This is a genomic window from Bacillus sp. FSL K6-2865 (assembly GCF_040311405.1).
Taxonomy (GTDB): domain Bacteria; phylum Bacillota; class Bacilli; order Bacillales; family Bacillaceae; genus Bacillus; species Bacillus velezensis.
Map to the genome: position 1 here is coordinate 3734010 of NZ_CP152036.1, position 25056 is coordinate 3759065.

The window sequence follows — 25056 nt, forward strand, 5'->3', positions numbered from 1 at the left end:
CACCCCTTCTATCGATTTCCTCCGGCAAGTTGACGTTCCATGCGCTCAAGCTTTCCGCTTACGCTTCCGTCATAAATCCGGTTTCCAATGCGGACTTTAATGCCGCCTATTAAATCCGTCTGCACTTCATTTCTGATTCTGAGCGAAGCGATTCCGGCTTTTTTTGCAAACACTTGAGACAATGATAACATTTCCGCTTCTGACAGCGGTTTTACTGAATAAACAACCGCGTCCTCTGTCTGACGGGCCTGATTGGCAAGTTTGATAAACTCGTCTGTGAGATCAGGCACAATCGAAGACCGGCGGCGGTCAATCAGAAGAAAAATCGTATGCAGCACAGACTCAGACAGTGCGCCGAACGATTGCTGAATCAGCTCTTTTTTCTTAGCGGCCGATACCTTCGGATGGCTTAACACTTCCTGTAATCCGGCTTCGTTCCGGAACACTTCTTTTAGTACGGTAAGCTCTTCTTCGATTTCATTGATTTGAGAAGTCTCAACGGCAATGTCGAAAAGCGCTGACGCGTATCGTTTAGAGACAGCAGATCCACTCATCGGCTTTCTCCTACCTCTTTAAGATAGTCCTGAATCAGTTGTTCCTGGGCTTGTTCATCAAGCTCTTTTTCAATCACTTTCGATGCGATTAAGACAGAAAGTGATGCGACTTGCTCGCGAAGTGCGGAAACCGCTTGTTCTTTTTCTTTGACAATTTCGGTTCTCGCCGCTTCTTTCAATCTTTCAGACTCGGCGCGTGCAGCCTGGATAATGTCTTCCTTCTGCTTTTCACCCAATTTTTTCGCATTTTCAATGAGTGATTGTGATTCCTGTTTCGCTTCTTTTAAAAGAACGCGCTGCTCTTCAATCAGCTTCTGCGCTTCTTTATTTCTTTCTTCAGCGGACGTAATTTCGCCGGCGATATGATCTTCACGCTGTTTCATTATATTTAATAGCGGTCCAAGAGCGAATTTCTTGAGAAGCGCTAATAAAACTAGCATAGCTAACAATTGGAATAGGATATCTCCGCCGTTAAACGACAGTCCTAATTCAAGAGGTAATTGAGACATCTACTACGGCAACTCCCTTCTGCAGGTTTTCTCTGCTGATAAAAAGCCGTTTCGGGACGGCGTGCTTATCAGACATAAAGCAATGGCGAAGGTTCTCTTAGAGTGATCTTCGCCATTTTTAGTTCATATAAGGCTTTTTTGCTTAGCCAAAGAACGCTAAGAACGCGATAACGACAGCGATAATCGGAAGGGCCTCAACCAATGCGATACCCATGAACATAAGAGTTCTAAGTTCTTTTCCTGCTTCCGGCTGACGGGCGATTCCCTCTACCGTACGTGAAACGATCAGACCGTTACCAATACCTGCACCAAGTGCACCTAAACCGATTGCAATTGCAGCTGCTATTAAATTCATGAAAAAGTTCCTCCTTTAAAATGTTATCCGAATGGATATATGATTTTAATGATCATGACTGATTTTGTGTGACATGTACACCATCGTCAGCATCGTAAAGATAAATGCCTGGATGGTACCGATGAACAAGCTGAACGCCTGCCATGCAAGCATCGGAAGAATGGCTCCGACTGTGCCGACCAAACCGAGAAAGAAACTGTTTGAGTAGAAATTCGTCGCCAGATTCGCAAGCAGGCCAAGAAGAATTTCCCCGGCGAAAATGTTACCGTAAAGACGAAGTCCGAGTGTCAGCGTATTCGCAAACTCCTCAATGATCTTCATCGGGAACATAAGCGGAACCGGTCTGAGGTAATCCTTAGAGTATTCCTTCAAACCTTTCATCTTCACGCCGTAATAGTGCGTTAACGACACAACCATAACGGCTAGAGTCAGAGTAATAGCCGGATCGGCCGTCGGTGATTTCCACCAAAGCTCGTGTCCGACCGTTACAGAAAACGGCAGCCCCAGCATATTTGATACAAATATGTACATCAGCAAGGTTACACCAAGCGCCAAGAAGTTAGCCCCTGTTTTTAAATCCATTGTACTGCCTATAATATTGCGGACAAAATCAACAATCCATTCCATGAAGTTCTGGGCTTTTCCCGGACGGATGGACAGCGTTCTCGTAGTGAGAATCGCAATCAGCAGCACAATCACACTTGCCACAGTAATCATCAGAATGTTTGTCAGATTAAAAGTAAGACCAAACAAATCAATAGTTCTGTAATCGTGATTCAATGGGTTTTCACCTCTCTTCCATTGATGAACGTTTGAGCTGAATAATGGAATCTATCATAATGACGGGATAAATTGTCATTAATCCAATAATCACACTTGCCACACTGACTTTATCGGGATATTTAAAGGCGACAGCCATCGCAAGTATCGCATTGCACCAACGCGCTGCGCTCCCGAGTGATCGTATGGACTTTCCTTTCGCCACGGCCTTGTCAAAAGCATTCATTCTTCTGGTCAAGAGCCACAAATTAAACAAACTGAAAACAGTTCCCAAAAAGAGGCCTAAAAAAACAGTTTTATACGCCGTAAGACCATATCCCAGCAAATAGATTGCTAAGATTACAAATACATATCTCCGTTGTCTGCTGAATGTAAGATTGGGATCGTCCATCAACTATCTGTCTCCTGATGAAAATGTAATATAATTCCTGGATACGGCAAAACATGCGGTTAACCCTTTGCAGAAGGCCTTTTTTTGTCCCGCAAAACGGCCTGTTCGAAAAAACCACTCATCCTCCTGATGCCACGGGATGCTGTTTCATTCGCTTAGATAAATCCTCATATAACGGGTTTTTTGGAGGATTTAAAATGAGGATGGATACTAGAAATGAAAGGAATGAAAACCTTCTCATAATACCCTCGTTTAGCATACAATAGCCCCTAACATGTGTCAATCTGTTTAAAGTTAAAAAACTTTTTATACCGCAAGCATACACAGAATGTTCACAATTTCACCTATAAATGTATGAACTCTGCCCATTCAGCAAATATCTGGATAAAAAAAGAAAACCCCTGAATGAGGTTTTCCGATTTATTTGGTTCCGTACAGTCTGTCACCCGCGTCACCGAGGCCCGGAACGATATAGCCTTTTTCATTCAGTTTTTCATCAAGGGCGGCGATGTAAATATCAACGTCAGAATGATGTTTCTGCAGTTCTTCCACGCCTTCCGGAGCCGCTACAAGACACATAAAACGAATGTTTCTCGCGCCGCGCTTTTTCAGGCTGTTTATCGCTTCCACCGCAGAACCTCCCGTAGCAAGCATCGGATCCACGACAATAAATTCGCGTTCTTCTACATCAGAAGGAAGCTTGACATAGTATTCCACCGGTTTTAAGGTTTCCGGATCACGGTATAATCCGACATGTCCCACTTTAGCGGCCGGGATTAATTTCAGCATGCCGTCAACCATTCCGAGACCCGCTCTCAGGATCGGCACGATACCGAGTTTCTTCCCTGAAATCACTTTGGATGTCGCTGTTTGAACAGGTGTTTTCACTTCCACTTCTTTAAGAGGAAGATCACGTGTAATTTCAAACGCCATCAGTGATGCGACTTCGTCCACAAGGTCTCTGAAATCCTTTGTGCCTGTATTTTCATTCCGAATATATGTCAGTTTATGCTGGATTAAAGGATGATCAAATACGTAAACCTTTCCCATACTGTGTTCAGCTCCTTTTTTGTTGTCCGAGTGACTTTTTCACACTTCTATTGATTCTACAGAAAAAGACAAACAGTTTCAAGAAAATCATAAAAAAACCCGCCGGATTAAGGTTCCGGCGGGTTTCTTCCTTATTAATAGTCCAGTTCTTTATATAAAGGAAACTTTTCAGTCAAGACAGATACGCGCTGTCTCGCTTCTTCAAGTTTTGCTTCGTCTTCATGATGTTTCAGCGCGAGGCCGATGATGGCGCCGACTTCTTCAAGCGCGTCACCGTCAAAGCCGCGGCTTGTCACAGCTGCCGTACCGAGACGGATTCCGCTTGTGACGAACGGTTTTTCCGGATCGTAAGGGATCGCGTTTTTATTAGATGTAATGCCGATTTCATCAAGAACGTGTTCAGCGACTTTTCCGGTCAGTCCGAGAGAACGGAGGTCGACAAGCACAAGGTGGTTATCCGTTCCGCCTGATACGAGCTGAATGCCCTCTTTGTTCAGAGACTCAGCCAGGCGCTTCGCGTTCGAGATGACGTTTTGCGCATACGTTTTGAAATCATCTTCAAGCACTTCTCCGAAAGAAACGGCTTTGGCCGCGATGACATGCATAAGCGGTCCGCCTTGGATTCCCGGGAAAATGGATTTATCAATCTTTTTGCCGAACTCTTCACGGCAAAGGATCATTCCTCCGCGGGGGCCGCGAAGTGTTTTGTGAGTCGTTGTCGTTACAAAGTCAGCGTAAGGAACCGGATTCGGATGAAGACCGGCTGCGACAAGACCCGCGATATGCGCCATGTCTACCATGAAGTAAGCGCCGACTTCATCAGCGATTTCGCGGAATTTTTTAAAGTCGATCGTGCGGGGGTACGCGCTCGCTCCGGCAACGATGAGTTTCGGCTTATGCGCCAGCGCTTTTTCACGCACATCTTCATAATCTATATATTGCGTGTCTTTATCGACACCGTATTCTACAAAGTTGTATTGAACGCCGCTGAAATTAACCGGGCTTCCGTGTGTTAAGTGGCCGCCGTGGGAGAGGTTCATCCCGAGCACCGTGTCGCCGTGCTCTAAAATCGTGAAGTAAACAGCCATGTTCGCCTGAGCGCCTGAGTGCGGCTGAACGTTTACATGCTCAGCTCCGAAAATCTCTTTCGCGCGGTCGCGGGCGATGTCCTCAACGACATCAACATGCTCACAGCCGCCGTAGTAGCGTTTGCCGGGGTAGCCTTCAGCATATTTGTTTGTTAAAACAGAGCCTTGCGCTTCCATTACCGCTTCCGTCACGAAGTTTTCAGAAGCAATTAATTCGATCTTAGTCTGTTGACGCTTACGCTCATCTTTGATGGCGTTAAACACTTGTTTGTCTTGTACAGGTAAATGTTTCATCAGCGAGATCCTCTCCTATCCGTTTCCTGTTCTTTATTTTTACCACCCTTATTGTACATGGTTTTTCAGGTGAATGTAACAGCTTATTTAAAAAAATCACAAAATTTAATTAGAAAACACGAACATTATACAGGAAAAGCATTTTCATCATTCGCATTCATAAACGGCGCGAATTCCGCCTATCAGCTTCGGCCTTGTCCGGGCCATCGTCACATGTGCTTCTCCAAGCTCACGGCTTGATATCCGGACAGGGACGGCAACGGGTTTCAGATGCATGCCGATGAACGTATCGCCGATGTCAATCCCGGCATCAGCCTGAATTGATTCGGCGAGCACGGGAGAACGCATCTGCCGGTATGCATAAGAGGCCATTGCTCCGCCCGCTTTCGGGACGGGGACGGCTGAAACAATGGGGAGCCTGAACCGCTCGGCCGTTTCCGCTTCAATGACAAGCGCCCTGTTTAAATGCTCGCAGCATTGAAAAGCAAGATGCACACCCGTTTTTTCCTTAAACCGGTTAAGTCCGCCGTATATCAATTCAGCCCAATCCCCGCTTCCGGCGGTGCCGATCCGGCTTCCGGCGGCTTCACTTGTACTGCACCCGATCACCAGCAGACTGCCGTCCGTCAGTCCTGCCTGCTCTTGAAACTCAGTCAGCATGTCCGTCCATTTTTGCTTCATCTCTTCCATTGTCCAGCACCTCTTACAGATTTTTTTCTTCGTAATCTGCGATTTTGCCGATCCGCCGTTCGTGGCGGCCGCCCGTAAATTCAGTCGTCAGCCAGACTTTTGCGATTTCGCGCGCCAGCCCCGGGCCGATGACGCGTTCGCCCATCGCAAGAACATTCGTGTCATTGTGTTCACGCGTCGCTTTTGCGCTGAAGGTGTCATGGGCAAGCGCACAGCGTATGCCCTTTACCTTATTTGCGGAGATGCTCATGCCGATGCCTGTGCCGCAAATTAAAATTCCCCTGTCAGCTTCGCCGTTCACCACTTTTTCCGCTACCGGAAAAGCGTAGTCTGAATAATCGACAGAGCCGGCGCCGCATTCACAGCCCATATCAATGTATTCAATCTGCAATTCATCCAAAAGACTTTTTATTTCTTCGCGGATATGGACGCCGCCGTGATCTGACGCAATAGCTACTTTCATTCATTTACCTCCTAGGTGTGGCTGGGCGAAGACAGCCCAGTGTGCTTGTCCTTTTTATTACGAAATCCGTTGATTTCATTCTACTCTTTCACATTCGTTTTGCAAATGACCTGTTTGCAGATTTTCTGACAGATTACTTGCTTTTTCCGTCAAGCAATTGATCAGCCAAAAGGGTCAGCAGCTCCTCCAGTTCGTCCCGCGTCTGTTTATAAACATCAAGCGGACCGCCGAACGGGTCAGAGATATCGCCGTTTTCCCCCGTTACGTATTCTTTAATGGTAAAGACTTTGCCCTGACTGTTTTGATATCGGCCTTCAATCAGCTGTTTGTGCTGTTCCGTCATCGCCAGCACCAGATCAGCCGTCTCGATATGTTCTTCCGATAAGGGAGATGAACTGTGATTGAGAGCGATCCGTTTTTCAAACAGCGCTTCCACGGCATGGGCTGACGCTTTTCCGTTCGGAGACGCGAATACGCCGGCCGAGCTTACGCTGACGTCCAGCCCTTTCGTTTCTGCAATGGATTTAAAAAGCGCCTCAGCCATAGGACTGCGGCACGTATTGCCTGTACATACAAAGATTATTTTCATGTCCGTCACCTCTTACTGCCTATTATAAATGAAGAAAAAAGAAACGGCATCTTCGTTTCTTTTTTTACGTATCTTATATCGGTAAAAGCAGTTTCAACCCGAACCCGATCAAAATGGCTCCGCCAAGCGCTTCGCTGTAGGAGCCGAGCCACGACTGCACCTTTCTTCCCGCCAAAAGGCCCGCCCATGTTAAAACGGTGCTGAAAACCCCGAACAGCGTAACGGCCAGAAACGGATTGGAACCGTTCATCCCGAGACTGAGCCCGACAGAAAAGCTGTCCAGACTGACACCGACCGCAAACAGCAACAGTCCCGAGCCTGCCGGAGATATGAGCGGCCCGTCTGATTGTTTAAACGCGGCGATGATCATCTGCACCCCTAAAATGAAAAGAAGAGATCCGCCGATGTAAACGGCAAGCATCCCCAGAAAACCGGACAGCAGATGCCCGGCCGCCATTCCCGCAAGCGGCATCATGACATGAAACAGCCCGATGACAACCCCTATATGAAAAATCTGTTTTTTCTTCAGCTGAATCATTCCCATTCCGAGCCCGACGGAAAAGGCATCCGTCCCCAAAGCAAATGCCATGATGCTTAAGGAGACAAGTTCCCCGATGAATAGATTCGACATGAAATAAAAACCCCCTTGGACGTGCCCGCTTGTTTAGCTTATGCATGTCCGATAAGGGGTAGAACAAGTTAATGGATAACGGTGCCGCCTGCGGCTTTCATCAGCCTGTTCATCACGGCGAGCCCCACTCCGGTATCCGGAAAGGACTCAGAAATAATCATGTCCACTTCCGCTTCATCAAAGCTGCGGAGCGCATCGTATAAGGCGGATGCCACTGTTTCAAGGTCGGCGCGTCTGCCGCAGACCTTGATATAATCAGCCTGGTAACTATCGGCGTTCTCTTCTGTTGTCAAAATGCCGATTCGTTTCCCCCGGCTTTTATATGCGTCTGCCAGTTCTTGAATTCTCCGGGCGCCGCCGTCGGCAATAGCCATCGGCGCAGAAGGCGCGTAATGTGTATATTTCATACCGGGAGAAATAGGAACCTCATCTTCTTCGGTCAGCCCTTTATCCACAAGAACCGAACCGGCGGCGGATTCAATCTGCTCTTTTGTCACGCCGCCCGGACGAAGCAGCACGGGCTGTTTCCCCGTACAGGACAGAACGGTTGATTCCACTCCGATTCCCGTCGCGCCGCCGTCCACAATACCGGCAATGCGGCCGTTTAAATCATGAGCTACATGCTCGGCCTTCGTCGGGCTCGGTTTTCCTGATAAATTGGCGCTCGGCGCGGCGATCGGCAGTCCGGCCGAGCTGATGAGGGCTAATGCTACCGGATGATCAGGCATTCTGACCGCTACCGTCTCAAGTCCCGCGGTGACACGGGGTGACAGCACACCGGGCTTACACGGCAGAACAAGGGTCAGCGCCCCCGGCCAGAATAGCTTCATCAGCTTTTTCGCCGTCTCAGGAATATGGCTGATAAAACGATCAAGCTGGCTGATATGGGATATATGCACAATCAGCGGGTTATCGCTCGGCCTTCCTTTCGCCTCATATATTTTCGTTACGGCTTCCGTATTTTCAGCGTTAGCGCCCAGTCCGTAAACGGTTTCTGTCGGAAAAGCCACAACCTCATTCTGCCGCAGCAATTCCGCGGCTTGTGTAATCTGGGGATTGGTTGTGGATAATTCTGCGGAACAATCCACAAACCATCTTCTTGTTTTCATGTATAACCAAACTCCTTATTTTAAAGCGGTAAAACTTTATTTGCTCTCGTGTATTCCTTTTGAAAGTATAAAAGATGTCCTTTAATAAAACAAGTGTTATCCACAAACTGTGGACAACACTTTTTAATAAGTGGATAACCTTGTGTATAAGTTAGATCAGGCAGAGGTTTTCACCATTAAAAACGAACCTTTTGTGCATAACGAGTTGCGGAAATGTTCGGACGTATACAGTTCATCAGGCGCATCGGCGCACGCTTCAAATCCCATCACATTCAGAAACTCAGCAGATGAGGGCTGATTGGCGACTAAGTAGACATCTTGAATCTCATGTTTTTTGCACAGCACATCCATACTTTGAAACAGTGTAACGATATGGCTTTGATTCAGCCTGTCCGACATGACGAGTGAACGGAGAAGCCCTTTTCCGCCGCTGAATTTTTCGATCCCGAGACAGGCGGCAATCATTTTTTCGCTGTCTTCCAGTACGATAAACCGGCTGATCTGCTGATCGATTTCCGCATGTGCCGTATCAGCCTTTTTCAAAAAGGCCTCCAGCGCCTCCGTATCTTGATCTCTTGCCACTCTCAGCTGATAAAACATATATTTCCCTCCGTTTCGATCAACTCTTTCTTCCAATCTATGAATCGAATCCGGATTTATGCCTTTTACTTCAGGAAAATAGATCTGAAATCCAATCGACGAGGAAAAACTTCACTTCGGTATCATCGTCATCTTTATTTTCTTTCTTCGCTTTATCAGCCTTTGCTTTTACGTCATCCAGCACTTTTTTAGTCTGTTTCTGCGTTTCTTCCTGCTTCTGTCCGCCCTCTTCCTGATCTTTCACCGCTTCGCCGTTTGAGAAATCAAGGAAGCACAGCGGCGGAAACAAGACGCACCACCAGTTGGCGCCCTCGCCATTGCCGAGTGTAATTAAAATCGCTTCATATTTTCCGGCCGGATAGACCATATTGCCGTAAAGCTTTGTCGGAAACGAAATTTTATTGAATTGAACTGAAACGGATTGATGCGCACCCTTTTCTTTCATCGTCTGTTTGGCGATTTCTTTAATTTCAGGAAGCTTCGAACGAATGAGCCGCCGCGCTTCTTCAATGGAAGTGATATCTTTCACCCAGTCCGTGATTTGCTTGTTTACAGCATCTCTGATCTGGCGCTTGAGCTTTTGATCCTCATCGTTATCACTGTTGGCCAAAATTCTGAGCCGGATCGCTTCATCCGGTATGACGACGGGCTCATCGGCTGATGCCCGCGCCGTTTCTTCTTTTGTCAAACCCGCAAGCGCTCCTGATAATAAAAGAAAAATATATATGCAGATCATCATTGTCTGTTTCATCGGTCCCCACCGTTCCTCTCCGTGCTTTTTTTATCTAGTCCCATTATGGACATGACGGAAAAGGTTTAAACCGGCGGGAAGAAAAAAATCTAGCAAGCTGATAATCTGCATTGACAGATTCAAAATATGGTACGATATTATTTTGATAGGAGGTTTTCAGATGAAATATAATTACACCGTGCTGCTGTCGGCGGCATGTATGTCTGTCATTTATTCTATTTTGTATGTTCATCAATTTATTATCGCGGCTTTCATTTCGATGGCGTTTTATTTTTTGTTTCCTTATTTGATTTTTGCGCTGCCGCTTCAATACTTTCTGAATAAAAAGCCGAAGAGATTTCATCCGCTGTATTTTCTTTATTATTTAGGGGTGTCATTCATTGCAAACGGGATTATCTTCGGTCTTTTGCAGCCGTCAGGCCAATCTCTGTTTTCTAATTCAGCCTTTTATATCTTTGCGGTTTTAACAGCCGTCGTCTACTGGGTATGGGATTCCGTATTGCTGCAAAGACAAAATCCGGCTACAGAAGCGTAATCAGCAGACAGCCGGCTGAAGGGAGAGCGGCGCAAAAGAAAACGGCGGCCATCTTTAAACGGGCGTGCCGTCCTTCTTCTGTTTCAGAATGATAATTGGCCCGCTGCTCCGCTTACGGCCAACCCGGAAACGATGATCGCTGTGACGATAAGAACAGCCGTAACGGCGCCGAAAATGATGTCAACGCCAAACGGCAGAACAAACACCGCCGCATAAGCTGCGGCGGCGAGTATACATCCGAAGGCGAACGCTTTTTTCAAGGCGGATGCCCCTTTCATTTTCTTTCCATTGTAACAAAAGCCCGCCGTGTGCGTCACCGGCGGGCTTTTTTCATGATGTGATGACCGCGGATACGGTTCTGTCTTTTCCGTTGATGTCCTGTACGACTTCCACTTCCGCATTCGGAAAGGAATGACGGAACAGGTCTTTCACGGCTTTCCCCTGATTATATCCGATTTCAAAGACGACAAGCGCTTTATCTTTCATGACAAGAGGCAGCTCCTCCATAAACCGCTTGTAGAATTTCAAACCGTCACCGCCGTCCGTAAGTGCATGAAGCGGCTCATGGAAACGGACGATATCCGACAAATCCGCCATTTCTTCTTCAGAAATATACGGCGGATTGGAAACAATAATATCCGCTTTTTTCCCTGATGAAATAAAAGGAGTTAACAGATCTCCCTGCAAAAAACACACGTCCGCTCCGAGGTTTTGCGCATTTCTTTCCGCCACCTGCAGCGCTTCTTTTGAAATATCCGAAGCCGATACTGAAAAATGTCCGCATTCAAGGGCGAGCGTCACCGCAATGGCACCGCTCCCCGTACCGATATCAATGACGTTCAGTCGTTCTGCCTCGGAAAATGCCCGCTTCTGTCTGTCCAGCAGATGAAAGACGACTTCTTCCGTTTCCGGACGCGGAATGAGAACATCGTCATTCACAAAAAATTCCCTGCCGTAAAACTGTTCTTTCCCGATAATATATTGAATCGGAATACCTTCTTTATGCATCTCCACGTGCCGTCTGAATCGATAAAGCTCGTCCTCGCCGACGGGCTCCTGCAGACTTGCGAGAAGCTTGCTCCGATCCATTCCGGTATCATTTAACAACAGCAGCTCGGCCGCGTTTTTTTCTCTTCCCGCTTCGGTTAAATAAGAAGAAGCCCAGCTTAGGGCTTCAAAAACGGTCTTCATCTTAATTTTCCGCCTGCTGGAGCTTGCTTGACTGGTCTTCTACGATTAACGCTTCAACCACTTCATCAAGCTTGCCTTCCAGGATTTGATCCAGCTTTTGAATCGTCAGGCCGATGCGGTGATCCGTCACACGGTTTTGCGGGAAATTGTATGTGCGGATACGCTCGGAACGGTCGCCTGAACCGACGGCTGATTTACGGGTCTGATCATATTCAGCCTGAGCTTCCTGCTGGAATTTGTCATAGATTCTGGCGCGGAGCACCTTCATCGCTTTTTCTTTGTTTTTAATCTGAGATTTTTCATCCTGACAGGAAACGACGACACCGGTCGGTAAATGCGTCAGGCGTACGGCCGACATCGTCGTGTTTACGCTTTGTCCGCCCGGTCCGCTTGATGCGAATGTATCGACGCGGATATCTTTTTCGTGGATGTCCACTTCTACTTCTTCCGCTTCAGGAAGACACGCCACCGTCGCCGTGGATGTATGAATACGGCCGCCTGATTCCGTTTCCGGAACACGCTGTACGCGGTGCGCGCCATTTTCATACTTCAGCTTGGAGTATGCGCCTTTTCCCGTAATCATAAAGATGATTTCTTTGTAACCGCCCGTTCCGGTCACGTTTGCTTCCATGACTTCAGTCTTCCAGCCTTGAATTTCGGCGTAACGGGAGTACATTCTGTAGAGATTTCCCGCAAACAGCGCGGCTTCTTCTCCTCCCGCTGCTCCGCGGATCTCCATGATTACGTTTTTGTCATCGTTCGGGTCTTTCGGGATGAGGAGCACTTTCAAACGCTCTGATAAGGTTTCCGTCTCTCCCTGCAGTTCGGAGATTTCTTCCTTCACCATTTCTCTCATATCGGCATCAAGCTTTTCCTCAAGCATCGCTTTCGCATCGGCAAGCTGTTCTGATGCGTCTCTGTATTGTCTATAGACTTCAACGGTTTCTTGTATATCAGATTGCTCTTTCGAATATTCTCTAAGCTTTTTCGGATCGTTGACCACTTCCGGATCACTTAAAAGCTCATTTAATTTTTCGTATCGTTGTTCAATTGACTGTAAACGGTCTAACACGGTCTTCACCTCTGTTTTCCTGTGCGTAACATTCTCATTATAGTATAGGGCTTATCGCCAGTCAAAAGCAATTCGCCTCTGTTATACTGAAGCAAAAAAGGAGGAGCGGATATGCTGAAATCCATCCACCATATAGCAATCATATGCTCTGATTATGAAAAGTCGAAAGCTTTTTACACCGAGATTCTCGGTTTCGGCATTATAAAAGAAACATACCGAAAGGAACGGGAATCTTATAAACTTGATCTGGCGCTGGACGGCGCGTACGCGATTGAATTGTTTTCCTTTCCCGATCCGCCCGAACGGCCGACCAGACCGGAAGCCGCGGGTCTCCGGCATCTCGCCTTCACCGTAAACGATCTTGAAGCAGCCGTCAGAGAGTTAAAGGAAAAGGGCGTCGGCACAGAACCGATCAGAACCGATCCGCTGACGGGGAAACGGTTTACCTTTTTCTTCGATCCCGACAAGCTTCCGCTTGAATTGTATGAAGCGTAACGTTTTTTGAAGAAATGCCGCTTTCTTTGGCGAATTCCTTCTTGTTTTGTCTAACATGAAGGGAACGCCGCCTCATGGTCGAATACCTAGCAAAAAGGAGGTATGTGATCATGAATACAAACATGGCCGCGAAAGAGCTCGGCGTCTCCGCAAAAACGGTGCAAAGGTGGGTCAAGCAGCTGAATCTTCCGGCTGAACGGAATGAGCTCGGACATTATTCCTTTACACCTGAGGATCTTGATGTGCTGAAATCGGTCAAACGGCAAATTTCTGAAGGCACTGCCCTTCTGGACGTTCAAGTGCCCCGGCAGCCGAAAAAACGGACGGGCTTCATTTTGCAGCGTCCGAAAATCAATGGCGGCGCTGAACAAAGATTGGCAGAGCTGGAGCGCAAACTGGACATTCTCACGAAAGAGAAACAAGGTGAGAACCATCTGCTTTCAAGGATAGAAGAGCTTGAACGCCAGCTGAAACAAAAGGCGGATGAAGGGGTGTCTTATCAGCTTCTTCAGCACAGGCGGGAAATTGACGACCTCAATACCGAATTGCAGACATTGGCCTCCCGCATCCAGGAACTTGCCCAGACAGCTCCCCTCTCAGAAACAGCCGCTTCTTCAGAACATAAGAAACCCAGAAAAAAAACGAGATTTTCGCCTTTTAAATTTCAATTCTAATCAAAAAAGCTCCCTGAAACAGGGAGCTTTTCATTATGCAGTCAGCGCAATGATGATCGGCAGTGAGATGAGAGATAAAATCGCACTGATCACGAACGCGGACGCAGTTTCTTCCTCTTGTTTTTCGAAACGTGTGGCAATCATCGCCGCTACCGCAGATCCAGGGAATGCAACGAGCAATACCGCTTTAGTGATCTGGTCAGCCGGAAGTCCGACTGCAAGAGCGATCAAATACATCAGCGCAGGCTGAACGGCAACTTTTAACAAAGCGATACCGAAAGCCGGCAGACTGAGCTTAATGTTGCGGATACCGACAGTTACACCGACGGCGAAGAGCGCAACACCTGATGTTGTGCTTCCGAGCTGATCAAGCATTTTTTCTCCCAAGCCAGGGAGTGTTACACCGCAGAGTACCAAAATGATACTGATAAGCGGTGCAGCCGCAAGCGGTTCGGAAAGACCGTGAAGAATAGACTTACCAGTCATTTTCCAGAAGTTCTCGTTTTCAGCATCTTTTTTCTTAGATGACTCACCGACAGTAGCGATAATGATCGCAAGCGGGTCAAGGATGGCGTTAACCACGATACCCGTAACGGCGATAGGAATCGCTACTTCGCTTGCTCCGAATAAGCTTCCGAGTACGGGAATACCCATAAAAGCAAATGTCGGCTGTGCAGAGTTTAAAGAAAATACAGATGAATTCGTTAAATCATACTTGAAGATAAATTTGCAAACCAACAGAATGACGATAAAGAATCCGACAATCCCAATGATCAAAGCGACCATCAAAGGAACCTGTGATAAAAACGCACTTCTTGAAGTGGTTAAAATACTAGCGATAAAATGCGCCGGAAGCGCGTACTTCGTAACTAAGGTGCTTACCCCTTTTGCTGACTTCGCGTCATAACTTCCGAAGCGACCTGCGAACCATCCCAGCACGATCACGAAAAAGATCGGCGCCAGGAGGATTAAAATATCTAAGAAGCTCAAAATGTTCTCCTCCAAATCCTTAATGTCCGTATACTTTAGCCTTTACATAAAAGCTTTCCCTCGGACTGTAAAATTAATCGTAAAAATTATTTAGCGACAACTTGTTTATATTGCGGTTTCCACATTGCATCAAGAACGGCTTGTTCTACATTTTCAGGAATGCGGTTTGCCACGCCTTCTTTAATGGCAGTTTCCGCTACGGCGATCGCAACTTTAATTGAAACTTCTTGTAAGTCGCTCATGCTCGGCAGAAGGCCTGCACCCGGTGTTTCAAAATCAACGCTTTCTGCGATTGCGTCAGCAGTTGCCGCAAACATTGCAGGAGTAATCACTTTCGCTTCTACAACGATTGAACCGAGACCAAGTCCAGGGAACGCGAATGCGTTGTTAGATTGTCCGATTTCATGAGAAACGCCATTGTACTCTACATTGTCAAACGGGCTTCCTGTCGCCACAAGCACTTTGCCGTCAGTCCATTTGAAAAGATCGCTAGGAACGGCTTCAGCAAGCGGTGTCGGGTTAGACATCGGCATGATGACCGGACGCTCAACGTGTTTTGCCATTTCTTTGACGATTTCTTCACTGAACGCGCCGCTTTGGCCTGATGTACCGATTAAGATTGTCGGTTTCGCTTGACGGATCACTTCAATGAAAGGAATTTGTCCATTTTCATCGCGTTTCCAATCTTTAATTTCTTCAGCTGTGCGCAGGTACGGCTCTTGGAAATCAAGAATGTTTTCCATACCTTCAATTAACAAGCCTCTGTAATCCATTGTGTAGAACGCTTTGTTGGCTTCTTCTTCAGAAAGACCGGCAAGCACCATAGTGTCGCGGATTTGGTCAGCGATTCCGATTCCGGCAGATCCCGCACCGAAGACAACCACACGCTGGTCTTTAATAGACGCGCCTGTTTTCTTCATAGCCGCAAGCACCCCTGCAAGCGTAATCGCGCCTGTTCCTTGAATGTCATCGTTGAATGTAAGAATTTCATGGTTGTATTTCTTCATGATATTGCGCGCGTTTTTGTTTCCAAGGTCTTCCCAGTGAAGAAGAGCTTTAGGGAAATATTTAAGCGCAGCTTTTACATAAGCGTCAACGAAAGCTTCGTAACGTTCGCCTTGGATACGTTCATGGCGGTTACCGATGTATAAAGGATCGTTCAGAAGTTTTTCATTGTTCGTACCGACGTCAAGAACGACAGGAATAACGCGGCTTGGGTCAATACCGGCAGCAGCTGTGTATACCGCTAATTTACCGATGGCGATGTTGATACCGCCTACACCCCAGTCACCGATTCCGAGGATGCTTTCTGAGTCTGTCGCAACGATCAGATCAATATCTCCGGCAGTGGCATGAAGGTTTTCAAATGCCTCTTCGATTCCTTCCACGTTGTCGATAGAAAGGTAAATCCCTTGAGGTCTTCTGTACTCATGGCTGTATTCTTGAATCGCTTCACCGACAGTCGGTGTGTAAACAACCGGCAGCATTTCACGAAGATGGTTTTGAAGCAATTTAAAGAAAAGAACTTCGTTACGGTTTTGCAAATCATTCAAATACACGTTTTGGCGAAGGCGGTCCGGCTGAGCTTGAAACTGCTCGTATGCGCGTTTTGCCTGCTCATCAAGAGACAGAATTGTCGGAGGAAGCAGCCCGTCTAATCCAAGGCTTTTTCTTTCTTCTGCTGAAAACGCAACACCTTTATTTAAAGTAGGGATAGATAGAACTTCTTTTCCTCTTAAAGTAGTTTCTAAGTTGCCTTCCTTCGTTACTTTAATATTATTCAAGAAAATCTCCTTCTTTCTTCAAATAGTTAACAAAGTTAAGTAATTACCCATTTTGGCTAGTGTGATCGCGATCTGCTATATCTTTTTTTGACAATTATTCGAACAATGTCTCATAACTATTTACATTACTTAGTCATTTTATGCCTGTAAAAATGAAAATTCAAGAGATGAAAATTACTTAATTTTTTCATACTCTTTTTTAAGTTATTTAACTACAATTTTTGAAAAAACGTCAAAAAAACACCGGATTTTTTACCGATGTTTTCATGAAAAGGGTTATTTATCAGTCTGTTTTTTTCGGCACTTCGTGATGATGTCTGCATCTCGCTTCGTATGACTCCGACGCGCCGACTAAAATGACCGGATCATCATAGGAAGCGGGCTTCCCGTCAATCAAACGCTGCGTACGGCTTGCCGGCGACCCGCAAACGGAGCAGACCGCCTGCAGCTTCGTCACCGATTCGGCAACCGCCATCAGATTCGGCACCACGCCGAAAGGCTCTCCCCGGAAATCCATATCAAGTCCGGCCGCTATGACACGATAGCCTTTATCCGCAAGCGAGGATAAGTCGCCGATGATCGATTCGCCGAAAAACTGCACCTCATCTACCGCGATGACGTCCGTGCTTTCACTGATATGATCCCATATTTCAGCCGAAGACGAGATGACGTGGCTTGTCATGGATGTGCCGTTGTGAGAAACGACGGCCTCCTCACTGTAGCGATTATCAATGGCAGGTTTGAACACCTTGACCTCCTGCTTCGCATATGTCGCTCTTTTCACTCTGCGGATCAGCTCTTCTGATTTCCCAGAGAACATGCTGCCGCATATCAGCTCAAGCCATCCGCTTTGCTTCATTATGTACATAGGCTATCCGCTCCCCTTTTTTTCCTGTTTATGGGCATAAAAAACAGGCAAGAAGCAATTCTTGCCTGCCTGTAAAATCTATTATTACTTAAGACCGTATTTTTTGTTAAAGCGATCAACACGACCATCAGCAGAAGCGAATTTTTGACGTCCAGTGTAGAATGGGTGGCATTCAGAGCAAATCTCAACGCGTACCTCTTCTTTTACTGAGCCTGTTTCAAATTCATTTCCGCAAGCGCATTTAACTGTTGCTTTTTTGAAATTAGGATGAATTCCTGCTTTCATTGTATCCATCTCCTTCCGCCCTGAATCCCGTGTGGAAACAGAGTTATTATTCCGGAGTAATCCGGAACGCATATGAGAGAATTATATCAGTCATTTACTGCATTTGCAAATACATTTTTTATCAGCGGCGGGCTGATGATGAAAGGTTTGCCTGCTTCCATTCTTGGTTGATCAAATCGAAGAATTCCTGATTCGTTTTTGTTTTTTTCATTTTTCTCATAAACTTCTCTGCGAAGTCCGGAGAATCAGACATCGATTTGCGGATCGCCCATAGACGGTCAAGATGCTCTTTCGGCACGAGCAGCTCTTCCTTCCGTGTGCCGGAGCGGCGGATATCGATCGCCGGGAAAATCCGTCTTTCCGCAAGAGAACGGTCAAGGTGAAGCTCCATGTTGCCCGTTCCTTTAAACTCTTCATAGATGACGTCATCCATCCGGGAGCCCGTGTCTACGAGCGCCGTCGCCAAAATGGTCAGGCTGCCGCCCTCTTCAATGTTTCGCGCGGCACCGAAAAAGCGCTTCGGACGATGGAATGCAGCCGGGTCAATCCCGCCGGAAAGCGTACGTCCGCTTGGCGGGATAACGAGGTTGTAGGCCCGTGCCAGGCGGGTAATGCTGTCCATCAGAATGATAACGTCTTTTTTATGTTCAACGAGACGCATCGCCCGTTCAAGCACAAGCTCCGCTACTTTAATGTGATTTTCCGGCACTTCATCGAACGTCGAGCTGACGACATCGCCCGCTACGGAACGTTCAATATCCGTTACTTCTTCCGGTCTTTCATCAATTAAGAGAACGATCAATTCAGCGTCAGGCTGATTTGTCGTAATGCTGTTAGCGATTTCTTTCAACAGCATGGTTTTACCGGCTTTCGGCGGCGCCACGATCAGACCGCGCTGGCCGAAACCGACGGGAGCCATCATATCGAGAATTCTTGTTGAGAGATAATTCGGTTTCGTCTCAAGCACCATTTGGCGGTCCGGATAAAGCGGAGTCAGCGCAGGAAAATGAACGCGCTCTTTCGCAGATTCCGGGTCATCTCCATTTACCGCTTCAACGTGCAAAAGTCCGTAATAGCGTTCGTTTTCTTTCGGCGGACGCACCTTGCCGGATACTTTGTCACCGTTTCTTAAATCAAAGCGGCGGATCTGGGAAGCAGAAATGTAGATGTCTTCTGAGCTTGGCGAGTAATTAATCGGTCTGAGGAAGCCGAATCCTTCCGATTGGATGATTTCGAGCACGCCTTCCATAAACAGAAGATCCTCCTGCTCGGCGTTGGCTTTCAGAATGGCAAAGATTAATTCTTTTTTAGTCAGTTTGCTGTAGTAGGAGATTTTATAATGTCTGGCCAGTTCATATAGTTCTTTTAATTTCATATTTTCCAAAGAGGAAATAGATACGTCTTTCATAAAAACACCACGCTTTTCATAGTCAATGTATTGCTGTTTTCATTCAAATCGGCTGCTTCGCATGATTCCGCCAAAGCACATTCTTTTATAAAACGTTCAGGAACTTCTATCGGTAACACTTCCACCCATGATCGGCGCTTTTTTAAAAAAGGAATGTCTTAATGAGTTTTGAAGGAAGCGAGGACAAAAACTTGAGAAGATCAATATTTATATCGTCTGTATGCGGTAGAATTTGAAAATTTCCCAGTACTCAAAAGAAGGAATGACACAGAAAAATCGCAGCACTCTTTATTTTTACCTCATTTCAAAAAATTATTCAACTTAAATAATGCTTTGACATATAAATGATAGGGATGACTCTTTATTGCAAAAGAAAAGCGGGACTTTCCGTCCCGCTTTTTCTATTTATGGCCGGATCACAAGATTTGGTTTTTTCTTCAGGCTGTGTCTTCCGTCAACGAATCGGACCGTTCCTGATTTCGCCCGGATGACCAGACTTTCAGTCGTGCCGACGGAGCCTTTGAACTGAACGCCTTTCAGCAGCTCTCCGTCCGTGACGCCCGTTGCGGCAAAAATGGCGTCATCCCCTCTCACAAGGTCCTCCATCCGGAGCACTTTGGATACATCAAGGCCCATTCGCTCACAGCGGGCCTGCTCTTCCGCACTTTGCGGCAGAAGCCTGCCGATGATTTCGCCGCCGAGCGCTTTTAACGCAACGGCAGACAGCACGCCTTCAGGAGCCCCGCCTGAACCGAAGAGAATGTCTACTCCCGTATGGTCAAAGGCCGTATTGATGGCGCCCGCGACATCACCGTCGTTGATCAGTTTGATTCTGGCGCCCGCCTCACGCAATTCAGAGATGATTTTTTCATGTCTGTCACGATTTAAAATGGTTGCCACGACATCTTCAATGTCTTTGTTTTTCGCTTTCGCAACGGCTTTTAAGTTATCAATGACAGGCGCTTCAATATCGATGCAGCCTACCGCTTCGGGACCGACCGCGATTTTTTCCATATACATATCCGGGGCGTTCAGCAGTGTTCCGTGGTCGGCGACCGCGATCACCGTCAGCGCATTCCAGCCGCCGCTCGCTACGATGTTTGTGCCTTCAAGAGGATCGACGGCGACATCGACGCGCGGGCCGTATCCGTTTCCGAGCTTTTCGCCGATGTAAAGCATCGGCGCTTCATCCATCTCGCCTTCCCCGATCACGACCGTGCCTTTCATCGGCACCGTGTCAAACACGTCACGCATTGCGCTTGTCGCCGCATCATCAGCTTCATCTTTTTTCCCGCGGCCCATCCATCTGGCAGATGCTAAAGCCGCCGCTTCAGTGACTCGAACCAATTCCATCGATAAGCTTCTTTCCATTTCAACACGATCTCCTCTCAAAAGTCCGCATTTCTATGAATTTTGGAGCTGTTCTATCTCTTCGTCCGTCAGTCTTTGCCGCCAGATTGTGGCGCCCAGACCTTCGAGTTTTTTCTCAAGATTGCTGTAGCCGCGGTCTAAATGCTCGAGACCGGTAATTTCGGTTACGCCGTCAGCCATGAGCCCGGCGACGACCAGACAAGCGCCTGCACGCAGATCGCTCGCCTTTACTTTTGCGCCCTGAAGCTCGGCCGGACCGGTGATAATGGCCGACCTGCCTTCCACTTTCATGTTGGCCCCCATCCGTCTCAGCTCATCTATATGTTTAAAACGGGCCGAGTAGATGGTATCGGTTACGACGCTCGTGCCGCTGGCTCTCGTTAACAGAGATGTCATCGGCTGCTGAAGATCAGTCGGGAATCCCGGGTAAACAAGCGTTTTTACGTCGACCGGTTTTATCTGCTTCTGCCCGCCGAGCATAAGAAGCTGATCGTCACTCGTCTCAATGTGAAAACCCATTTCCCTGAGCTTCGCCGTTAAAGACTCCAGGTGAGTCGGTATGACATTATCAATAATGACTTCTTTCCCCATCGCGGCGCCGGCGATCATAAAGGTGCCCGCCTCAATTCTGTCCGGAATGATCGTATGCCTGCATCCGTGCAGCTCTTTTACGCCGTCGATTCTGATTACATTGGTTCCCGCGCCTTTGATCTTTGCGCCCATGCTGGTGAGCAATGTGGCAACATCAATAATCTCAGGTTCCTTGGCGGCGTTTTCTATCACGGTTTTACCTTCAGCCAGTACAGCGGCAAGCATGATATTGATCGTCGCTCCGACGCTGACGACATCTAAATAAATCCGTGCGCCTCTCAGCCTCTCGGCGCGCAGATAAATCGCGCCTTGTTCATTGGTGACTTCCGCCCCAAGCGCTTCAAACCCTTTGATGTGCTGGTCAATCGGCCGCGGCCCGAGATGGCATCCGCCCGGCAGTCCGATGACCGCCTGTTTGAAGCGGCCCAGCATCGCGCCCATTAAGTAATAGGAAGCGCGGAGTTTTTTCACTTTGCCGTTGGGAAGCGGCATGCTGATCATCGGGGAAGGGTCGACGACCATTTCTCCTTTTTCAAAATGGACGTTTCCGCCGATTTCTTTCAGCAGGTCACGCAGCGTTTCAATATCTGAGATCTCCGGAAGCCCTTCAATCGTTACTTCGGAATTTGCCAGAATGGTTGCGGGTATCAATGCGACGGCGCTGTTTTTCGCACCGCTGATATGTACGGTTCCGTTTAACGGATCGCCGCCGGCAATATTCAACTTTTCCATGATAGTCTCCTTCCATAAGAAGATAGCTGCGGAGCGTAAATAAAATGGCATTTTATTCTGTCTCTGCAAATAAAGCTCTTGTCCAAAATGTAGCCAATTCGAAGAGAAAGAATACAAGGACATTATAAAATAACAGGAAGAAAATAGCGAAGCTTTGCGGGGCATTTTTAACACAGGATGCACAGAGGCCCGCCGGGTTCACATTCCGGGGAAACACACTCTTCACTTTGATACTGAAGGCCCGCTGCCAAACAGGAAAACATAAGGGTGCGGCAAACGGATCAACCGGTTTGCCGCCCTTTTCACCCTTATTTATTCCAGTCTGCCAAGAATTGCTCGATGCCTTTATCCGTTAACGGATGTTTCGCCAGCTGGTGAATGACTTTCAGCGGCATCGTACCGATATGCGCACCGCGTAAAGCGGCTTCAGTCACGTGCTGCGCATGACGGATGGAAGCTGCGATGATTTGTGTATCAATGTCATGAATGTCAAAAATCTGTCTTATTTCTGAAATCAGTTCAAGACCGTTATGGCCGATGTCATCCAGACGGCCTAAGAACGGAGATACATAAGTCGCCCCGGCTCTTGCCGCCAAAAGCGCTTGGTTGGCGCTGAAAATGAGCGTTACGTTTGTTTTAATGTTCAGGTCGCTCAGCGCTTTTACGGCTTTTAACCCTTCAGACGTCATCGGGATTTTCACCGTGATATTCGGTGCGATTTTCGCAAGTTCTTTACCTTCTTCAATCATCTCTTCAGCATTCAGGGAAATGACTTCCGCGCTTACTGATCCGCTCACGACTTCCGTAATCTCACGAAGTCTGTCATGGAAAGACACGTCAGCTTCTTTCGCCACTAAACTAGGGTTTGTCGTAACTCCGGCAAGAACGCCAAGTTCATAAGCTTCTTTAATCTCGTCAATGTTTGCTGTATCAATGAAAAATAACATAAGGAAAGCCTCCCCAGTAATAAATTTTCAGAACTGTAAAACATGATTGCGCTTTCTAAAGGTAAGACATAAAACCGCCTGTCAATCCTGTCAGGCGGTATATGGATGTTACATTGGATTAAGCTTGGTTTGAAGAACCGAACTCACGCATTTTGCCGATAACCGTTTCTTTGATCGCTTCACGAGCAGGTCCAAGATATTTACGAGGATCGTATTCGTTCGGCTTAGCTGCCAATGTTTCGCGGACAGCTTTTGCAGAAGAAATTTGGTTTTCAGTGTTTACGTTGATTTTAGCCGTACCAAGTGAGATTGATTTTTTAATGTCGGCAGTCGGAATTCCTGTACCGCCGTGAAGTACTAACGGAAGGCCGGTTGATTTGCCGATATCTTCCATTTCTTTGAAACCGAGGTTCGGTTCGCCTTTGTAAGGGCCGTGAACAGAACCCAGTGCAGGTGCAAGGCAGTCGATGCCAGTGCGCTCTACAAGTTCTTGACACTCTTTAGGGTCAGCATAGATTACGCCTTCAGCAATCACGTCATCTTCCTGTCCGCCTACAGTTCCAAGCTCAGCTTCAACTGAAACGCCGTGGAAATGAGCAAGCTCAACCACTTTAGCTGTAGTTGCTACGTTTTCCTCAAACGGGTGGTGAGATGCGTCGATCATTACAGAAGTGAAGCCTGCATGAATCGCTTTCGCACAAGATTCAAAGCTTGAACCGTGGTCTAAGTGAATGGCGACAGGAACTGTCACTTTGTATTCTTCCATAAGAGCTTTAACCATGGCAACCACTGTTTTGAAGCCGCCCATGTAGCGTCCCGCGCCTTCTGAAACACCAAGAATAACCGGGGATTTTTCCTCTTCTGCTGCTTGTAAAATAGCTTGAGTGAACTCAAGGTTATTTAAGTTAAATTGTCCAACAGCATATCCTTTTTCTTTAGCTGTATTCAACATTTCCGTCATTGAAACTAAAGGCATGTCGAAAGTCCTCCTTATGTAGCCTGATTTGCTTCTTCTCGAAAAAAGCTTTCCACCTATAGCATGACCATAAAAACCTGTCATATGTAAAACAACAGATCGCTTTTTCTCCATCTCTAGGATACCAACTTTTCGACAAATCGGCAACACAATGACATAATTGTTTCTAATTTTATTAATTCGATTTTAGAGGTAAATATTTTTTCACCGCGTCTCTGATCTCATCAATGTCAAAAGGTTTCGCAAAATGGGTCAGCGCTCCGAGCTCTTTTGATTCCTTAATCATATCGAGTTCTCCGTAAGCGGTCATGATAATGACGCGGATAGATTCGTCGATCATCTTCATGCGCTTGAGAATTTCGATTCCGTCCATGCCGGGGATTTTCATATCTAAAAGCACGAGATCGGGCCGTTCTTTCGTTACGATGTCCAGCGCCTGTATGCCGTTGGCGGCCTGAAACGTCTGGTACCCTTCTTTATGAAACACTTCATTGAGCAATATGCGTATACCGTATTGGTCATCTACGATTAAAATCTTTTCATTCATCATTTTACACCCCAATATTATCATTTTCGTCAAAAGGAAGCAGTTGTTTATGTATTCTGTTTGATTTTCACATTTCCTTTAATTATAATAGTCTACTTTCCGACATTTTCTGAGCATTTTCTCTTTTGTTGTATACTGTTCTTGTATGTGTAAAGGAGGTTTCACTCATGTTAAAGATATTTACGACGCAGCTTGCAGGCATTTTTTCCCGCATTCAGGATAAGGAATCCGAAGCAATAGAAGACGGCGCGCGCCTGCTGGCGCAGGCAGCCGTCAGCGGCCATACCATTTATTTATACGGCGCAAATGAGATGCAGGGCATTTTGTGCGAGGCGGAACTCGGCTCAGAACCGATGCCTTCCGTCAAAGCGTTTCCGGATACAGCCGATTCGATTACAGAAAGCGACAGGGTGCTGATGTTTTGTTCAGGTCCGGGCACGGCTGAAGAACAGGCGCTGGCTCAAAAGCTTTATGAAAAAGGGATCGGCCTCGTTGGCGTATCTCCTGTCATCAAAGATCAAACCGGGATTGAGGAATTTTGTGATGTTCATATTGACAGCAAATTAAAAATGCCGCTTCTGCCTGATGAAGACGGGACAAGATACGGCTTTCCTTCATTAATGACAGGCCTGTATGTCTATCACGCACTGTCCTTTACGTTAAAGGAAATGATGCAGGAATATGCCTGATGCAGAAAAAAGACTTGCCGCTTTTAAAGGAGGCAAGTCTTTTTTTA

Annotated in this window: 30 protein-coding genes and 2 pseudogenes; 4 read left to right on the top strand and 28 right to left on the bottom strand. The window is 46.9% G+C overall.

The window, feature by feature from the left end; translation table 11 throughout:
- Nucleotides 1–8 precede the first annotated feature (8 nt).
- From NYE42_RS18390 to spoIIR, 14 genes are all read right to left on the bottom strand, one after another.
- Nucleotides 9–554 (bottom strand): F0F1 ATP synthase subunit delta, encoded by a 546-nt coding sequence (locus NYE42_RS18390; protein ID WP_003151169.1) that lies wholly within the window; start codon nt 552–554, stop codon nt 9–11.
- Nucleotides 551–1063 (bottom strand): F0F1 ATP synthase subunit B, encoded by a 513-nt coding sequence (gene atpF / locus NYE42_RS18395; protein WP_003151168.1) that lies wholly within the window; start codon nt 1061–1063, stop codon nt 551–553. Before atpF ends, NYE42_RS18390 begins: the two co-directional genes overlap by 4 nt.
- Nucleotides 1064–1205: 142 nt before the next feature.
- Nucleotides 1206–1418: a F0F1 ATP synthase subunit C gene (gene atpE, locus NYE42_RS18400; RefSeq protein WP_003151167.1), complete on the bottom strand. Its 213-nt coding sequence runs from the start codon at nt 1416–1418 to the stop codon at nt 1206–1208.
- Between the two features lie 45 nt (nt 1419–1463).
- The gene (atpB, locus tag NYE42_RS18405; RefSeq protein ID WP_014419099.1) at nt 1464–2198 is read right to left on the bottom strand and encodes a F0F1 ATP synthase subunit A; all 735 of its coding nucleotides are present in this window, start codon (nt 2196–2198) and stop codon (nt 1464–1466) included.
- Between the two features lie 7 nt (nt 2199–2205).
- Nucleotides 2206–2589, bottom strand: a complete 384-nt coding sequence (atpI, locus tag NYE42_RS18410) for an ATP synthase subunit I (protein WP_003151155.1) — start codon at nt 2587–2589, stop codon at nt 2206–2208.
- A 420-nt stretch (nt 2590–3009) separates the two neighbouring features.
- On the bottom strand, nt 3010–3639 hold the full coding sequence (gene upp / locus NYE42_RS18415; protein ID WP_003151154.1) for a uracil phosphoribosyltransferase: 630 nt from the start codon (nt 3637–3639) through the stop codon (nt 3010–3012).
- A 134-nt stretch (nt 3640–3773) separates the two neighbouring features.
- A complete protein-coding gene (gene glyA, locus NYE42_RS18420) occupies nt 3774–5021 on the bottom strand; it encodes a serine hydroxymethyltransferase (RefSeq protein ID WP_033574392.1) in 1248 nt (415 codons plus the stop codon).
- Nucleotides 5022–5168: 147 nt separating this feature from the next.
- A complete protein-coding gene (locus NYE42_RS18425; RefSeq protein ID WP_007407598.1) occupies nt 5169–5711 on the bottom strand; it encodes a TIGR01440 family protein in 543 nt (180 codons plus the stop codon).
- A 13-nt stretch (nt 5712–5724) separates the two neighbouring features.
- Complete coding sequence (gene rpiB, locus NYE42_RS18430; protein WP_003151149.1) at nt 5725–6174, bottom strand: ribose 5-phosphate isomerase B; 450 nt, start codon at nt 6172–6174, stop codon at nt 5725–5727.
- A gap of 133 nt (nt 6175–6307) precedes the next feature.
- Nucleotides 6308–6763 (bottom strand): low molecular weight protein arginine phosphatase, encoded by a 456-nt coding sequence (locus NYE42_RS18435; protein WP_007407600.1) that lies wholly within the window; start codon nt 6761–6763, stop codon nt 6308–6310.
- A 73-nt stretch (nt 6764–6836) separates the two neighbouring features.
- Nucleotides 6837–7394, bottom strand: coding sequence for a manganese efflux pump MntP family protein (locus tag NYE42_RS18440; RefSeq protein ID WP_015418417.1), 558 nt, complete (start codon nt 7392–7394; stop codon nt 6837–6839).
- 68 nt (nt 7395–7462) lie between these two features.
- A complete protein-coding gene (locus NYE42_RS18445; protein ID WP_199022220.1) occupies nt 7463–8503 on the bottom strand; it encodes an L-threonylcarbamoyladenylate synthase in 1041 nt (346 codons plus the stop codon).
- A 156-nt stretch (nt 8504–8659) separates the two neighbouring features.
- A complete protein-coding gene (locus tag NYE42_RS18450) occupies nt 8660–9103 on the bottom strand; it encodes a hypothetical protein (protein ID WP_061047024.1) in 444 nt (147 codons plus the stop codon).
- A gap of 70 nt (nt 9104–9173) precedes the next feature.
- A complete protein-coding gene (gene spoIIR / locus NYE42_RS18455; RefSeq protein WP_015418420.1) occupies nt 9174–9854 on the bottom strand; it encodes a stage II sporulation protein R in 681 nt (226 codons plus the stop codon).
- Between the two features lie 160 nt (nt 9855–10014).
- Between spoIIR and NYE42_RS18460 the strand changes: the two genes are divergently transcribed.
- On the top strand, nt 10015–10389 hold the full coding sequence (locus NYE42_RS18460; RefSeq protein WP_003151143.1) for a UPF0715 family protein: 375 nt from the start codon (nt 10015–10017) through the stop codon (nt 10387–10389).
- Here NYE42_RS18460 and NYE42_RS18465 read toward each other — a convergent pair.
- The 3 genes and pseudogenes from NYE42_RS18465 to prfA all read right to left on the bottom strand — a co-directional run bounded on the left by NYE42_RS18465 (nt 10376) and on the right by prfA (nt 12652).
- Nucleotides 10376–10649, bottom strand: a pseudogene (locus NYE42_RS18465) (DUF5316 family protein). The gene NYE42_RS18460 and the pseudogene NYE42_RS18465 overlap by 14 nt on opposite strands.
- A 70-nt stretch (nt 10650–10719) precedes the next feature.
- Nucleotides 10720–11580, bottom strand: a complete 861-nt coding sequence (gene prmC / locus NYE42_RS18470; RefSeq protein WP_015240760.1) for a peptide chain release factor N(5)-glutamine methyltransferase — start codon at nt 11578–11580, stop codon at nt 10720–10722.
- A gap of 1 nt (nt 11581) precedes the next feature.
- Complete coding sequence (gene prfA, locus NYE42_RS18475; RefSeq protein WP_003151139.1) at nt 11582–12652, bottom strand: peptide chain release factor 1; 1071 nt, start codon at nt 12650–12652, stop codon at nt 11582–11584.
- 111 nt (nt 12653–12763) lie between these two features.
- Here prfA and NYE42_RS18480 point away from each other — a divergent pair, with 111 nt between their 5' ends.
- Nucleotides 12764–13147, top strand: a complete 384-nt coding sequence (locus NYE42_RS18480) for a VOC family protein (RefSeq protein WP_003151138.1) — start codon at nt 12764–12766, stop codon at nt 13145–13147.
- A gap of 110 nt (nt 13148–13257) precedes the next feature.
- Complete coding sequence (gene racA, locus NYE42_RS18485) at nt 13258–13821, top strand: chromosome-anchoring protein RacA (protein WP_015418422.1); 564 nt, start codon at nt 13258–13260, stop codon at nt 13819–13821.
- A gap of 33 nt (nt 13822–13854) precedes the next feature.
- Here racA and NYE42_RS18490 read toward each other — a convergent pair whose 3' ends face one another.
- From NYE42_RS18490 to spo0F, 11 genes and pseudogenes are all read right to left on the bottom strand, one after another.
- Nucleotides 13855–14811 (bottom strand): AEC family transporter, encoded by a 957-nt coding sequence (locus NYE42_RS18490; RefSeq protein WP_352426631.1) that lies wholly within the window; start codon nt 14809–14811, stop codon nt 13855–13857.
- A gap of 86 nt (nt 14812–14897) precedes the next feature.
- A complete protein-coding gene (gene malS, locus NYE42_RS18495; RefSeq protein ID WP_007407609.1) occupies nt 14898–16595 on the bottom strand; it encodes an oxaloacetate-decarboxylating malate dehydrogenase in 1698 nt (565 codons plus the stop codon).
- A 283-nt stretch (nt 16596–16878) separates the two neighbouring features.
- Entirely contained in the window at nt 16879–17463 is a 585-nt protein-coding gene (locus NYE42_RS18500; RefSeq protein ID WP_007614390.1) for a thymidine kinase, read from the bottom strand.
- Between the two features lie 84 nt (nt 17464–17547).
- Entirely contained in the window at nt 17548–17748 is a 201-nt protein-coding gene (gene rpmE / locus NYE42_RS18505; protein ID WP_003151132.1) for a 50S ribosomal protein L31, read from the bottom strand.
- A 121-nt stretch (nt 17749–17869) separates the two neighbouring features.
- Nucleotides 17870–19156, bottom strand: a complete 1287-nt coding sequence (gene rho, locus NYE42_RS18510) for a transcription termination factor Rho (protein ID WP_003151107.1) — start codon at nt 19154–19156, stop codon at nt 17870–17872.
- Between the two features lie 99 nt (nt 19157–19255).
- Nucleotides 19256–19361, bottom strand: a pseudogene (locus tag NYE42_RS18515) (hypothetical protein); the annotation flags it as partial.
- Between the two features lie 200 nt (nt 19362–19561).
- On the bottom strand, nt 19562–20527 hold the full coding sequence (glpX, locus tag NYE42_RS18520) for a class II fructose-bisphosphatase (protein ID WP_003151105.1): 966 nt from the start codon (nt 20525–20527) through the stop codon (nt 19562–19564).
- Nucleotides 20528–20560: 33 nt separating this feature from the next.
- Nucleotides 20561–21850, bottom strand: coding sequence for a UDP-N-acetylglucosamine 1-carboxyvinyltransferase (locus NYE42_RS18525; RefSeq protein WP_007407612.1), 1290 nt, complete (start codon nt 21848–21850; stop codon nt 20561–20563).
- Nucleotides 21851–22158: 308 nt separating this feature from the next.
- On the bottom strand, nt 22159–22797 hold the full coding sequence (gene fsa, locus NYE42_RS18530; RefSeq protein WP_007407613.1) for a fructose-6-phosphate aldolase: 639 nt from the start codon (nt 22795–22797) through the stop codon (nt 22159–22161).
- Nucleotides 22798–22915: 118 nt separating this feature from the next.
- Entirely contained in the window at nt 22916–23773 is an 858-nt protein-coding gene (locus NYE42_RS18535) for a class II fructose-bisphosphate aldolase (protein WP_003151102.1), read from the bottom strand.
- 175 nt (nt 23774–23948) lie between these two features.
- Nucleotides 23949–24323 carry a sporulation initiation phosphotransferase Spo0F gene (spo0F, locus tag NYE42_RS18540; RefSeq protein ID WP_012118670.1) on the bottom strand — a complete coding sequence of 125 codons (375 nt, stop codon included), beginning with the start codon at nt 24321–24323 and terminating at the stop codon, nt 23949–23951.
- A gap of 164 nt (nt 24324–24487) precedes the next feature.
- Here spo0F and NYE42_RS18545 point away from each other — a divergent pair, with 164 nt between their 5' ends.
- Entirely contained in the window at nt 24488–25009 is a 522-nt protein-coding gene (locus NYE42_RS18545; RefSeq protein ID WP_007407614.1) for a DUF2529 domain-containing protein, read from the top strand.
- The last annotated feature ends 47 nt before the right edge of the window (nt 25010–25056 follow it).